We start from the raw sequence: 11,996 nt of genomic DNA, 5'->3' as shown, positions 1-11,996 counted from the left end.
AATATTATTTGCGATTCTTGCCTGATTTTTCCTTGCCGGCATTTTCATTTTCACCGGCGGCCCTGATTTCATCCACCGTTTCCTGCATGAGTTGCTGCATTTTCGGTATCACCTGCATCATCATGTTTTGCGAAATCTGCACCGATTTTTGCAGAACCTGCGGCATTTTGCGCGTCATGGTCTGGCCGGTGGGCGTTTTGTAAAAATCGATCAGCCCGTTGATTTCTTCCTGCGTGAAAATGTCGCGATAAACCACCATCAATTGCGGTTTCATTTTCTCCCACGTCACTTCTTCGCGTATGATTTTGGCCATGCGCGCCGGCAATTTGTCGACAGCGGCCTGCTGCTTCGGGTTCATGCGCTGGCCTTGCAGCGCCTGGTTCATGCCGTCTTTCATCACCTGCTCCAACTGGGCGTGGGCGGCATCCAGCGTTGATTGGGCTTGCGTGAGATTGAGCAGCTCCTCGATCGATGCGTCCGTGGCAGGCGCGGCGCAAAGGTTGAAGGACAGGCAAAAGGCGGCGAGCGCCAAAGCGGATTTGAGTTTCATGATGAAAGTCCGATTGATTGAAAAAAGAAAAACGTCAGCTCAGCAGCGCGCGCAACCAGTCCGGCAATGGCGCCGATTTTTGCGCCTGTCGATCGACCCAGATGATGGTGGCGCCGCCGCTGGCGCAGATTTCGCCGGGTTTTTCGGCTTTTTCCATGGTCACCCAGGTTTCAAACGAGCTGCGGCCTGATTCGCCCGCGTACATTTTCAAAAGCACCTGGCCCGGATATTCAAACTGGCGGTGAAAATTGCAGAAGGCGTTAATCACCACCGGCCCGAAGCCGCGCGGGTCCACCGGGCAGCCGATTTTGTGCAGCCAGTCCACGCGCGCCACGTCCATGTATTGCAGATACACGCTGTTGTTCACATGGCCGAGCGCGTCCATGTCGCCCCAGCGGATGGCAATCAGGCTTTCGTGCATGGGCTGGCGCTGGGAAAGATCGGGCAGTTCGATTCGCATAAAAAGTCGGAAAGAGTGAAAAGGGCAAAGCGGCGCATTATCTTTTCGGCGGCGCGGGCAGCGGCAGGCGCTGCAACTGGCGGCGCAGGGCGGCCAGCGCCGATGCGCTGTGGCCGTGGCCGCTGGCAGGCGGCGCATAGCGCCAGGCTTCCAGCGCCAGCAGGCTTTGCCGCCACGGCTGGCGCAGCTCTTGGGGCCAGGGGGCGGCCTGCACGGCGGCGGCCAGCGCGCGCGGCGTGGCGCTGGCGGGCAGGGGCAGGCCCGCTTGCGCCAGCCGCTGGCGGGCATGGGCCAGGGCGCGCAGCCAGGGGTCGCGCTGGCGGCGCTCCCACAAGGCCCAGCCGACGGCGGCCAGGCCCGCCAGCGCCAGCAAGATGCCGCTCAGGCGCAGCAGGCTCATCCAGTCGGGGTTGCGCATGCCCAGGCTTTTCATCAGGTCGAACTGGCGGGTTTGCGTGTAGTTGATGACCCACTGCTTCCAGGAGTTGTCCGCCGCTTCCCACAAGGCGCGCAGCTGCGCCAGCAGGCCGGGGCTGAGGGTGTTGATGGCGCCGGCCATCAGCCCGTCGGGCGCGCGCAGGCGCTGGTACTGGCCGATGCGGCCGGGCATGACGGCGCCGGTGGGGTCCACCCGCGTCCAGCCTTCATCTGGCAGCCACACTTCGGCCCAGGCGTGGGCGTCGGCGTTGCGCACGGCCCAGTAGCCGTCCACGCTGTTGAGTTCGCCGCCCTGAAAGCCGGTGACGATGCGCGCAGGCACGCCCGCGCCGCGCATGAGCAGCACAAAGGCCGAGGCAATGTGCTCGCAGAAGCCCTCTTTGGAGTCAAACCAGAACGTGTCGGCGCTGTGCTGGCCGCTGACGCCCGGCTCCAGCGTGTAGGTGTAGCCGCCCGTGCGCAGGCGTTGCAGGGCAGCTTGCATCAGCGCGCGCGCGTCGCCGCCGGTTTGCTGGCGCATTTGCCCGGCCAGCGCCTGCGTGCGCGGGTTGCTGCCGGCGGGCAGTTGCAGCCAGGGGCGCAGATCGGGCGGGCGGTCTTTGCGAAAAGGGTTTTTGAGGCCGTAGCGAAACTGCGGATGGCTCACGGCGCGGTAGCGCAGCAAGTCGGTGATGGGCCGCCAGCTCATCCATTGCATGTCGGCCGTCATGCGCGCGCGCATGCCCGCAGGCAGCTCAAGCGGCTGGCTGGCCACGTCCAGCGGCAGCAGCCACAGGCGCTGGCTAGGCTCCAGCGTGACTTCGTAGCGCACGGGGCTGCCCGCCACCTGCAAGTCGCCGGGGCCGGGCATGAGGGTGGCCGCGTCTTCGGGGCCTTCGGGGCCGCGCCCGCTCTGGCTGCCGTCTGCGCGGCTGCCAGGGCCTGGCGCGGCGGCCGTCCAACGCCGTCCGTCAAAGTGCGAGAGCACGGGGCCGCGAAAGTACAGCGCGCTTTGCGGCGGCGGGCTGCCGTCGAACTTGATGCGCATGGCGATGCCTTCGTCCAGCGCCAGCTTGGCCACGCTGCCCACTTCCATGCTGGAAGACAGGCCCGTCTTGCCTTGCAGTGCGTCACTGGGCAGGCCCCACAGCGGCGCAAAGCGCGGAAAAAGCAGAAACAGCGCCAGCATCAGCGGCGCGCCCGTCAGCGCCAGCCAGCCGGCCATGCGGGCCGATTCCAGCAGGCTGGGCCGCCCCACGGGCCGGTGGGCATTGACCAGCGCCGTCAGCAGCCCCAGCAGCCCCAGCAGCGCGGCGGCGGCCGCCAGCATGGACTGCGAGTTGAAAAAGCCCGCCAGCAGCAGGAAAAAGCCCAGGAAGAACACCACGAAGGCATCGCGCCGCGCGCGCAGCTCCAGCGTCTTGAGCGCCAGCAGCGCCGCCAGCAGCGCCACGCCCGCCTCGCGCCCCAGCAGCGTGCGGTAGGAAAACAGCGTGCCCGCCAGCGCCAGCCCCAGCGCCGCCAGCAGCGCCCAGCGCCCCGGCAGGGGCCGCTGCGCCACAGCCAGGCGGCCGCGCCACAGCAGCACGCCAGCGGCCAGCGCGCTGCACCAGACGGGCAGGCTGCCCGTGTGCGGCAGCACCACCCAGGCGATCACGAGCAGCAGAAACAAGGTGTCGCGCGCGTCGCGCGGCAGGCTGGCAAGGCGTTGTCTGAAAGCGTTCATGTGGTCAGCGGCGGCAGGCCGTGGCCCGGCAGCATCAGAAAGAGGAGCAAATAAAGCGGCATAAAAACGGCTTCTGCGCAGTTTCCACTAGGACATCATGCTATGAATCAAGGAGCGAAATAACGGGGTGTTCGCCTGCGGTTTTTTGGGAGCCTGTTCAGAGTCTGACCCTGCGGGGCGAAAGCCTGAAAACCGGAACGGGCGGCAGTCTCTCAGCACAGCGCCAGCGCCCGCAGGCAGCGCAGCTTGTGCGCTGCGCCGCTGTCAGGCTCGATTTCCAGCCCCGGCAGGCGCAGGCCGTATTCCAGCTGGCGCGCGTCAGCCGCCAGCACCCAGGCCGCCAGGCGCGACAGGCGCGATTCCGCATCAGGCGCGCCCGTGCGGGCAAAGTCCAGCCACAGCTGCTGGCGCTGCAAGTGCTGCGCGTCGCGGCTGACCAGCTCGCCGGATTTGGCGAACTTCTTCCACACCACCTGCCGCAGCGTGTCGCCGTGCTGCCAGGGGCGCACGCCGTCAAACTCGCCCGGCGCGCGCTCGCGGCTGGCGGCCTGCCCCGCGCCCGCGCGCGCCTCGCCCACGGGCAGCGGCGGCGCGTTCACCTCCGGCGCGGGCCAGGCCAGCACCTGGGCGGCAGGCTTCCACACCGTCCAGATGCGGAAAGCGCCCAGCGGAAAAAGCGTCTGCACCACCAGCAAAGGCGCGGCGTGCAGGCCGCGCCGCGCGGGGCAAAAGCTCGTTTGCAGCGCCGCCTCGCCGCGCGCGGGCACGTCGGCCCAGGCCCAGCGCGCGTCTTCGCGGCCTGCGCCCATCACCGCCAGGCCAATGGCATGGCGCGGCGCGGCGCGCGCGCTGGACAGGCGCACGTCCAGAAACGCCGGCTGCCCCGCAAACACCGGCTGCGGCGGCAAGAGCTTCAGCCCCAGCCCGCGCAAAGTGCCGTGCCCCACCCATACGCCCGCCGCCGCGCACCCGGCCAGCAAAAAGGTAAAGAGGTAGCCCAGATTGAGCTGGTAGTTGATGGAGGCAATCAGCAGCACGCCCAGCGTGAGGGCCAGCATCAGCCCCGCCCGCGTGGGCAGGATGTACACGTTGCGCTGCGTGAGCAGCACGGCGTCGGCCGCCGTCAGGCGGCCCTGCCACCACTGGCGCAGGCGCGCGCGCCACTGCCACCAGCGGGGGGCGCGGAGGGTTGGAGCGGTCATGGTTTTTCTGCGGTTTTTGTGGTTTTTCCGGCTCTGGAAACAGGCGGTCGATTCGCTTTTGCGGTTTTGGATTCGCTTTTGAATTCGCTTTTGAATCAGCCGATTCGCGCCATTTCGTGTTTTTCAAATCCGCTTTTCGCATGCGCACCGGCGTATTTCCAGGCCGGCGGCTGCGAAAAAAACGGTTGGAGCCCGCTTGCCGGGCCTTGGCGCGGCGTCAATCCCCTTTTTCGCCCGGCGTTCACGGCAGCGGCACCGCTTCCAGCATGGCCTGCGTCTGCTCCAGCGCGCCCCGGCCTGCGGCGCTGGCGGGCGTCATGCGGTGGGCGGCGCACTGCGGGAAGATGGCCTGCACATCGTCCGGGGCCACGTAGTTGCGCCCCTCGATCAGCGCCTGCGCGCGCGCGGCGCGCATGAGGGCGATGCCCGCGCGCGGCGACAGCCCCTGCGCAAACCACTGGCCCGAGCGCGTGGCGGCGATCAGCTCCTGCACGTAGTCCAGCAGCGGATCGGCCACATGCACCTGATCGACAGCCGCTTGCAGCGCGGCCAGATCGGCGGCCGAGAGCACGGGCGGCAGCGTCTCCAGCATCTCGCGGCGGCTTTGGCCCGCCAGCAGGGCGCGCTCGGCGGCGCGGTCGGGGTAGCCCAGGCTGATGCGCATCAGAAAGCGGTCCAGCTGCGATTCGGGCAGCGCGTAGGTGCCCAGCTGCTCCAGCGGGTTTTGCGTGGCAATCACGAAAAAAGGCGAAGGCAGCGGGCGCGTTTCGCCTTCCACGCTCACCTGCTTTTCTTCCATCGCTTCCAGCAGCGCGCTTTGCGTCTTGGGGCTGGCGCGGTTGATTTCGTCGGCCAGCAGCACTTGCGAAAACACGGGGCCGGGGTGAAAGGTAAAGCGCTCGCTCGCGCGGTCATACACCGACACGCCGGAAAGATCGCTGGGCATCAGATCGGCCGTGAACTGCACGCGCGAGAACGCCAGCCCGAAGGTGCGCGCCAGCGCCTGCGCCAGCGTGGTTTTGCCCACGCCGGGCACGTCTTCAATCAGCAAATGGCCGCCCGCCAGCAGGCACACCACGCTGCCCTGCACCTGCGCGGGCTTGCCGGCGATCACGCCATTGAGCTGGCGCAGCACGGCCCGGATTTTTTCGGTGATTTGAGGAGAAACAGAAGTTGCAGTCGTCATGCCCATGAAGTTAGCGGATTGGGAAACAAAATTTCACGAAAGACTCAAAAAAATAGCCCGATTGACAATTACTGCCGCCGCCACGCAAAAAAAACGCCGCAGCCTGCAACCAGGCGCGGCGGTTTTCCGGATGGCCCAGCGCCCCGGACCCTTCACGGCCTGCCCGCAAGAGGCGAAAGGCCGAGCCGAAAAGGCTGGAGCAAAAAGACGCGGCAGGCCGGGCTGCCAGGCGCCGCCCGGCGGGCGGCGCAGCAGCTTTCACACGCCCCATACCACGGCCTTGCCTTCGGCCGCGCTGGCTTCCAGCAGGCGCACGAAGGGGGCCACCAGCTGATGGGGCAGCACCGGCTCATCGGCTTCTTCGTCATCGCCCTCGCCATCTGGCGCGGCGCTTGCCTCGGCTCGGCTTTTTTCCGCCGCTTCGCTTTCGGCCACCGCCTGCCGCAGCGCGGCAATGGCCGCCGGAATCTGCTCCACCGTGATGATGCCCGTGGCGCCCGGCGCCTTGCCGATGATTTTGAGCAGTTCCTCGGCGCTCGATTGCAGCATGATGACTTCAGCCGCCGCCTGCGATTTGAATTTGTAGAGCATGGTCTCTCTCCTTTCCCAAAACAGTGTTTATGCCGGGCGGGCAGGCGGCCAAATGCCGCAAACCCGCGCGGTTTTCTCATTTGAATACCGTGAAAATCACGGCAAAACGGATTTTCGCGCTTTTCGCGCCCACGGCCAGATGGCAAACAGGCTTTCAGGCCCTGGCCGGCTTAACCCTGTTTATTTCCGCGCGCGGTTTTGCGCGGCCATTTTTGGCTCGCGCCGCAAACTCAAAGCGGCTTCAGGGCGCGGGCAAGGCTGAATGCGCGGCTCTGTTTCGCTCCTGCATTCATAGCAAGATGTCCTAGTAGAGATTGCGCAAAGCGGCATTTTCACCCCATTGAATCCGCTCTTGTTTTTGATGTTTTTCCAGCGGGCGGGGCCGTCCGGCAGCCCCGGCTTCAGGGCTTGTTCAAGTGCCGGGCAGGCTTTCTGGGCAGGCGCTCAGGCTGCTGAGGGCCTGCGCCGCGCGCGCCAGCCGCCCAGCAGCGCGGCCAGGCCCGGCAGGATGATCATGGCCCAGATGATCTTGCTCAAATGCGCCTGCACCCACGGCAGGTTGCCAAACCAGTAGCCCGCCAGGCACAGGCCTATCACCCAGACGAACGCCCCCGCCACGTTGAACAGCGTGAAGCGCCTGCGGCTCATGGCCGCCACGCCCGCCACAAAGGGCGCGAAGGTGCGGATGAAGGGCATGAAGCGCGCCACGATCACCGTCACGCCGCCGTGGCGTTCGTAGAAAGCGTGCGCCGCGTCAAACGCCCGGCGGTTGAACAGGCGCGAGTTTTCCCAGTGAAAAACCTTGGGGCCAACGTAGCGGCCAATGGCGTAGTTGCACTGGTCGCCCGCAATGGCCGCCGCCAGCAGCGCCAGGCAGGCCAGCGGCAGATCCACCAGCCCCGCGCCGGCCAGCGCGCCGGTGATGAACAGCAGCGAATCGCCCGGCAAAAACGGCATCACCACCACGCCCGTTTCCACGAACACGATGAAAAACAGCAGCGCATACACCCACGCGCCGTAATCGGCCACGAAGGCGCCCAGGTGCCTGTCCACATGCAAAACGAAGTCAAGAAGTTGCGCAATCAGATCCATGGGGCGGCGATTATGGGGCGGCGCAGCGCGGCCTGCCACCGCCCCCGGCGCAAATTCGCGCGCGGGCTGGAGCGGGCTTTTGCGGCAATATGAAAGTGATTTTCAGGCTTTCAGCGCGCGAAACGCGCCAGCGCGATTCATGATTTGCCTGCCAGGCATTTTCTGGATATTCAAATATTCGCGCTCACATTCATTTGATGCAATACCCTGCGGCAGGCGTGCCGAAAACACGCCCCGGATCAAGCGGATGCGGGATGCTCCTTTTTGCTTTTTTCAGCTTCGGCCAGGCCCGCCGCGCCCTGCGCCGAATGATGCCTTGCCTCCTGGCAGGACTTTTTGAATCCACAAGATTAATCAGGTTTTCTTCCGGCGCGATTTCACGGAATCATTTTTTCATGCGCCATTGCGTTTCAGGCAGGCAAGGCCGCGCGGCCCGCAGCCGTTTCTCACGGAAAGCCGGTCAAAAGCGCGGCGCGGCGGCACTTCAATAGCGGTTCGGGAGCGGTTCAATGGCGTCCGCCTGGAAAGCCCGCCCGTCTTTGCGCTTGACAAAAATCAAGCTATTGCGCCGGGCCGCGCCGAGCCATACGCAGTTATACGCTAGCATCGCGCGCCATCCGGCGTTCTGGCGAATAAGGCCCCTGACGCCAAATTGAATGGAGTGAATGTATCTTGATTTTCATCAAGAAAATCAGGGCAGGCAGAACAATGACGGAAAGTATTTTGACGCGCCGCCAGGCGCTCGCCGGGCTGGCGGGGTTGCTGGCGTATTTTTCATTGTGGGCGGCTTTGCCCGCCGCGCTGGCGGCCAGTTTCCCGCTGGATGTGGTGGAGGGCATTTACTGGGGGCATGAATGGCAGTGGGGCTATTACAAGCACCCGCCGCTTTCTTCCTGGCTGCTGTACGTGTTTTTCCGCTGTTTTGGCGCGCTGGGGCCGTATTTGCTGGGGCAGTTGTGCGTGGCGCTGGCGCTGTGGCTGACATGGCGGCTGGGGCGGCGGGTGCTCGAGCCGCCGCAGGCGGCGCTGGGCAGCGCGCTGCTGCTGGCGGTGTTCTATTACACGCTGCCCTCGCTGGAGTTCAACCACAACCTGGCGCAGCTGCCCGTGTGGGCGGGTTTTCTGTGGGCCTTTCATGTGGCGCTGACGGAGAGAAACCCGGCTTTCTGGCTGCTGCTGGGCGCGCTGGCGGGGCTGGGGCTGATGGTGAAGTATTCGGTGGCGGTGCTGCTGGCCGCCGCCGGGCTGTTCATGCTGGCCACGCCCGCGCGCCGCCTGTTGCGCACGCCGGGGCCGTGGCTGGCGCTGGCAGCGGCGGCGCTGGCTTTTTCGCCTCATGCGCTGTGGCTGGCGCAGCATGAATGGCTGCCTTTTGTTTATGCGCATGAGCGCGCCTTGGAGGCGGGGCACGGCGGCGGGCGCGGCAGCGCGCTGAACTTCCTGGGCGCGCAGGCCGCCAGCCACGCGCCGCTGGCGCTGCTGACGCGGGCGCGTTTGCGCTGGCCTGCGGCGGGCGGGGCTGATTCACGGCCACGGCGCGCACGCGAGGATTTGCTGTTCGTGTGGTTCATGGGGCTGGCTCCGGCCTTGCTGCTGACGCTGGCGGGGCTGGCGCTGGGCGTGGGGCTGCATGACCAGTGGGGCATGCCGATGTGGGGCTTGTCGGGCCTGATGCTGGTCAGCCTGCTGCCGCGCGATCCGCAGGCTCTGGCGCGGCAGGGCCGCCGCCTGCTGGCGGGGGTGGCCGTGTGGCTGGCGGCGCTGACGGCGGCGATGGCGGCCCTGCTGGCCTGGGGCGCGCAGTGGCGCGGCAAGCCTTCGCGCATGGACTGGCCGCAGGCCGCGCTGGCGCAGGCCGTGCAGGCCCAGTGGCAGGCCCTGAGCCGCTGCCCGCTGGACAGCGTGAGCGGCGACGGCTGGCTGTCGGGCCTGGCGGCTTCGGCCCTGCCCGGCCCGCCTTCGGTGATGGTGGAAGACGACCCGGCCTACTCTCCGTGGATGAACGCGCGGCGCGTGCAGCGCTGCGGCAGCCTGATGCTGTGGCCCGGCGGCGGCAAAACGCCTTCGGCGCCGCTGCTGGAGGAGGCGCGCGGCCTGGCCGTGCGCGAGGGCCAGTGGCAGCTGCCGTGGGGCAAGCTGCCGGGCCGCGAGCCGCTGCGGGTGCGCTGGCGCGCCTATATTCCGCCTGCCTGCCTGAAGCAGGACTGAGCGCTTGTTCCAGGGGCAGGCTGTGAGCGCGGCCTTTATTCGCTCCTTCTTCCATAGCATGATGTCCTAGTGGAATCTGCGCAAACGCCATTTTCAGACCCTTTAATTTGCTCCTGTTTCTGATGCTGCCAAGCTCCCGCTCCGGCCTTTCTCTGCCGCTTCGCCTGGCAGGCCGGCGCCTGCCATTGAGTCGCTGCGCCGAGTCATTGCATTGCGCCCTTGCCGCCTCCGGAGCTTTCGCCGCCCTGCCCCGCCATGATTGCCCTTTCCGTCATCCTGCCCGTCTATAACGATGCCCAGGCGCTGGCTGCGTTTTTGCCCGTTTTGTGCGAGTGGCTGGGGCAGCGGCCGGGGCGGCAAGAGATCGTTGTGGTCAATGACGGCAGCCGTGACGCGGTGGATGCCGCCTGCCGCGCCCAGCAGGCGCGCCTGCCCGCCCATGTGGCGCTGCGCTTCATTGCCTTTTCGCGCAATTTCGGCAAGGAAGCGGCCTTGAGCGCGGGGCTGGCCGCCGCGCAAGGCGATTGGGTGGCCATGATGGACGCCGACGGCCAGCACCCCGTGCCCGTGCTGGCGCAAATGCTCCAGCTGGGCGAGAGCGGCGCGGACATGGTGGCCGCCATTCAGGCCGAGCGCCCGCACGAAGGCGGGCTGATGCGCCTGCTCAAGCGCGGCTTTTACCGCTTCATGCAGGACAACGCGCGCTATGAAATCAGGCCCAGCGCGGGCGACTTCCGCCTGATGCGCCGCAAGGTGGTCAATGCCCTGCTGGCGCTGCCCGAGCGCCAGCGCTTCATGAAGGGGCTGTATGCCTGGGTGGGTTTCAACACCGTGTATCTGCCCTTTGCCGCCCCGCCGCGCGCGCAGGGGCGCAGCAAGTTCAACTACGCCAGCCTGATGGAGCTGGCGCTGGTGGGCATCACTTCTTTTTCGCAAAAGCCGCTGCGCTGGATTTCGCGCACGGGGCTGCTGGTGTCGCTCGCTTCCATGCTCTACGGCCTGTTCATCGTGGCCGACACGCTGCTGTTCGGGCGCGACGTGCCCGGCTGGGCCACGGTGGTGGCGGGCATCATGTTTTCCGCTGGCGTGCAGCTCATCTGCCTGGGCGTGATGGGCGAATACGTGGGCCGCATTTATGAAGAAGTGAAGCAGCGCCCCATCTACGTGATCGACTACGAATGGCAAAGCGGCGGGCCGGACAACGCGCCAGGCCGTGCGCCAGACGCGCCGCCGCCGGAGCCGCTGCCATGAGCGCCGCCTTGAACGCCGCCTTGAACGCCGCCGCCCGGCAGGCGGGCTGCTTCGCGCTGGTGGGCGCAGCGGCGGCGGCCACGCACTTTGCGGCGCTGGTGCTGCTGGTGCGCGCCGGGCTGGCGCCGCAGTGGGGCAACGTGGGCGCGTTTGCCGTGGCCTTTGCCGTCAGCTTTGCGGGGCATTACCGGTTCACCTTCCGGCAGGCCCGCGCGGATGCAAATGCGGGCGCGCGCGGGCGCTGGCTCGCCAGCCTGTGGCGCTGGCTGGCCAGCTCGCTGTGCGGCTTTGCGCTCAATCACGCGCTGTTTCTGGCGGGCCTGCGCCTGCTGGGGCCGGCGGCCTATCAAGCGGCGTGGCTGGCCGCCACCGCGCTGGTCACGCTCGCCACCTTTGCGCTCGGCAAGTTCTGGGCTTTCAGCCATGAAACACATCACCCTCAACGTGGATGACCTGGGCCTGTCGCCCGCCGTCAATCAGGCCGTGTGCCGCCTGGCTGCGCTGGGGCGCGTGCACGCGGCCAGCTTCATGAGCCTGGGCCGCATCGCGCCCGATGAGCTGGCCGCCTTGCGGCAGGCGGGCATCGACATCGGCCTGCACTTTGACCTCACGGGCCTGGCGCGGCAAGGCACGCTCGGGCAGGTGATGGCCCGCAGCTGGCTGCGCGCCTGGCCCGCCGCCGCGCTGCAAGCAACCATCGCGCGGCAGATGGATGCCTTTGAAGACCAGATCGGCCAGCCCCCCGCCTTCATCGACGGCCACCAGCACGTGCACCAGTTTCCGCAAGTGCGCGAGCGCCTGCTGGCCGAAGCGCGCCGCCGCTACGGCCCGCCCGTGGCCCTGCGCAGCACGCGCCCGCTGCTGGCCGACGCCAAATCGCGCCTCATCCACGCCCTGGGCGGCCGCTGGGTGGACCGCCACTGCATGCACTGGCGGCAAAACGCCTGCCTGGGCGGCGTCTATGCCTTCGACGGCGACGCCGCCGCCCTTGCCCGCCGCTGGCAAACCTGGCTGGCCGCCGCCCCTGCGCAAGGCGCGCTCATCATGTGCCACCCCGCCGTGCCCGATGCCGGCTGGCAGGACGAAATCCGCCCCGCCCGCGAACGCGAATGGCACTGGCTCGCCAGCGACGCCTTCGCCGAACTTTGGCAGCAGCACGGCTGCCGGGGGCAGGCGTGGGGAGAGATGCCGGAGCGGGCGGCCTGATTGAACACATGCCGCCCGCTTTGAATACGCCGCCATGACTTTCTGCTGAAAGCCAATAGTGGCCGATATTTGGTTTCTGAATTCACGCAGGATTTTGCTGGCGGAAA

At 66.8% G+C, this 11,996-nt stretch carries 12 protein-coding genes; 5 read left to right on the top strand and 7 right to left on the bottom strand.

Annotated features, from left to right (window positions below):
* Window positions 1-4: 4 nt before the first annotated feature.
* The 6 genes from C1720_RS09305 to C1720_RS09280 all read right to left on the bottom strand — a co-directional run bounded on the left by C1720_RS09305 (window position 5) and on the right by C1720_RS09280 (window position 6,132).
* On the bottom strand, window positions 5-397 hold the full coding sequence (locus C1720_RS09305) for a DUF2059 domain-containing protein (protein ID WP_158241689.1): 393 nt from the start codon (window positions 395-397) through the stop codon (window positions 5-7).
* Window positions 398-584: 187 nt separating this feature from the next.
* Window positions 585-1,010 (bottom strand): acyl-CoA thioesterase, encoded by a 426-nt coding sequence (locus tag C1720_RS09300; protein ID WP_050714599.1) that lies wholly within the window; start codon window positions 1,008-1,010, stop codon window positions 585-587.
* 37 nt (window positions 1,011-1,047) lie between these two features.
* On the bottom strand, window positions 1,048-3,153 hold the full coding sequence (locus C1720_RS09295; RefSeq protein ID WP_102284004.1) for a transglutaminase TgpA family protein: 2,106 nt from the start codon (window positions 3,151-3,153) through the stop codon (window positions 1,048-1,050).
* A 212-nt stretch (window positions 3,154-3,365) separates the two neighbouring features.
* Window positions 3,366-4,355 carry a DUF58 domain-containing protein gene (locus C1720_RS09290; RefSeq protein ID WP_102284003.1) on the bottom strand — a complete coding sequence of 330 codons (990 nt, stop codon included), beginning with the start codon at window positions 4,353-4,355 and terminating at the stop codon, window positions 3,366-3,368.
* A gap of 241 nt (window positions 4,356-4,596) precedes the next feature.
* Entirely contained in the window at window positions 4,597-5,541 is a 945-nt protein-coding gene (locus C1720_RS09285; RefSeq protein ID WP_102284609.1) for an AAA family ATPase, read from the bottom strand.
* 258 nt (window positions 5,542-5,799) lie between these two features.
* Complete coding sequence (locus C1720_RS09280; protein WP_102284002.1) at window positions 5,800-6,132, bottom strand: DUF1840 domain-containing protein; 333 nt, start codon at window positions 6,130-6,132, stop codon at window positions 5,800-5,802.
* Between the two features lie 80 nt (window positions 6,133-6,212).
* Here C1720_RS09280 and C1720_RS09275 point away from each other — a divergent pair, with 80 nt between their 5' ends.
* Window positions 6,213-6,440, top strand: coding sequence for a hypothetical protein (locus C1720_RS09275; protein ID WP_146006965.1), 228 nt, complete (start codon window positions 6,213-6,215; stop codon window positions 6,438-6,440).
* A 136-nt stretch (window positions 6,441-6,576) separates the two neighbouring features.
* On the opposite strand, the gene C1720_RS09270 is transcribed toward C1720_RS09275, so the two are convergent.
* Window positions 6,577-7,224 carry a DedA family protein gene (locus tag C1720_RS09270; protein ID WP_102284608.1) on the bottom strand — a complete coding sequence of 216 codons (648 nt, stop codon included), beginning with the start codon at window positions 7,222-7,224 and terminating at the stop codon, window positions 6,577-6,579.
* Between the two features lie 708 nt (window positions 7,225-7,932).
* Between C1720_RS09270 and C1720_RS09265 the strand changes: the two genes are divergently transcribed.
* From C1720_RS09265 to C1720_RS09250, 4 genes are all read left to right on the top strand, one after another.
* On the top strand, window positions 7,933-9,432 hold the full coding sequence (locus tag C1720_RS09265) for a glycosyltransferase family 39 protein (RefSeq protein ID WP_102284001.1): 1,500 nt from the start codon (window positions 7,933-7,935) through the stop codon (window positions 9,430-9,432).
* A gap of 255 nt (window positions 9,433-9,687) precedes the next feature.
* A complete protein-coding gene (locus C1720_RS09260) occupies window positions 9,688-10,683 on the top strand; it encodes a glycosyltransferase family 2 protein (protein ID WP_102284000.1) in 996 nt (331 codons plus the stop codon).
* Entirely contained in the window at window positions 10,680-11,135 is a 456-nt protein-coding gene (locus C1720_RS09255; protein WP_102283999.1) for a GtrA family protein, read from the top strand. Before C1720_RS09260 ends, C1720_RS09255 begins: the two co-directional genes overlap by 4 nt.
* Window positions 11,107-11,889 carry a ChbG/HpnK family deacetylase gene (locus C1720_RS09250; protein WP_102283998.1) on the top strand — a complete coding sequence of 261 codons (783 nt, stop codon included), beginning with the start codon at window positions 11,107-11,109 and terminating at the stop codon, window positions 11,887-11,889. The genes C1720_RS09255 and C1720_RS09250 overlap by 29 nt, the downstream gene beginning before the upstream one ends.
* The last annotated feature ends 107 nt before the right edge of the window (window positions 11,890-11,996 follow it).

The sequence above is a fragment of the Ottowia massiliensis genome, from assembly GCF_900240305.1.
GTDB lineage: Bacteria > Pseudomonadota > Gammaproteobacteria > Burkholderiales > Burkholderiaceae_C > Ottowia > Ottowia massiliensis.
This window is presented reverse-complemented; position numbering and strand designations above follow the sequence as displayed.

Excerpts from the sequence above, each read along its gene's own strand:
- C1720_RS09295 (WP_102284004.1), bottom strand. The coding sequence starts at position 3,153 with ATGAACGCTTTCAGACAACGCCTTGCCAGCCTGCCGCGCGACGCGCGC.
- C1720_RS09270 (WP_102284608.1), bottom strand. The coding sequence starts at position 7,224 with ATGGATCTGATTGCGCAACTTCTTGACTTCGTTTTGCATGTGGACAGG.
- C1720_RS09265 (WP_102284001.1), top strand. The coding sequence starts at position 7,933 with ATGACGGAAAGTATTTTGACGCGCCGCCAGGCGCTCGCCGGGCTGGCG.
- C1720_RS09280 (WP_102284002.1), bottom strand. The coding sequence starts at position 6,132 with ATGCTCTACAAATTCAAATCGCAGGCGGCGGCTGAAGTCATCATGCTG.
- C1720_RS09255 (WP_102283999.1), top strand. The coding sequence starts at position 10,680 with ATGAGCGCCGCCTTGAACGCCGCCTTGAACGCCGCCGCCCGGCAGGCG.
- C1720_RS09250 (WP_102283998.1), top strand. The coding sequence starts at position 11,107 with ATGAAACACATCACCCTCAACGTGGATGACCTGGGCCTGTCGCCCGCC.
- C1720_RS09290 (WP_102284003.1), bottom strand. The coding sequence starts at position 4,355 with ATGACCGCTCCAACCCTCCGCGCCCCCCGCTGGTGGCAGTGGCGCGCG.
- C1720_RS09305 (WP_158241689.1), bottom strand. The coding sequence starts at position 397 with ATGAAAGACGGCATGAACCAGGCGCTGCAAGGCCAGCGCATGAACCCG.
- C1720_RS09260 (WP_102284000.1), top strand. The coding sequence starts at position 9,688 with ATGATTGCCCTTTCCGTCATCCTGCCCGTCTATAACGATGCCCAGGCG.
- C1720_RS09285 (WP_102284609.1), bottom strand. The coding sequence starts at position 5,541 with ATGACGACTGCAACTTCTGTTTCTCCTCAAATCACCGAAAAAATCCGG.
- C1720_RS09300 (WP_050714599.1), bottom strand. The coding sequence starts at position 1,010 with ATGCGAATCGAACTGCCCGATCTTTCCCAGCGCCAGCCCATGCACGAA.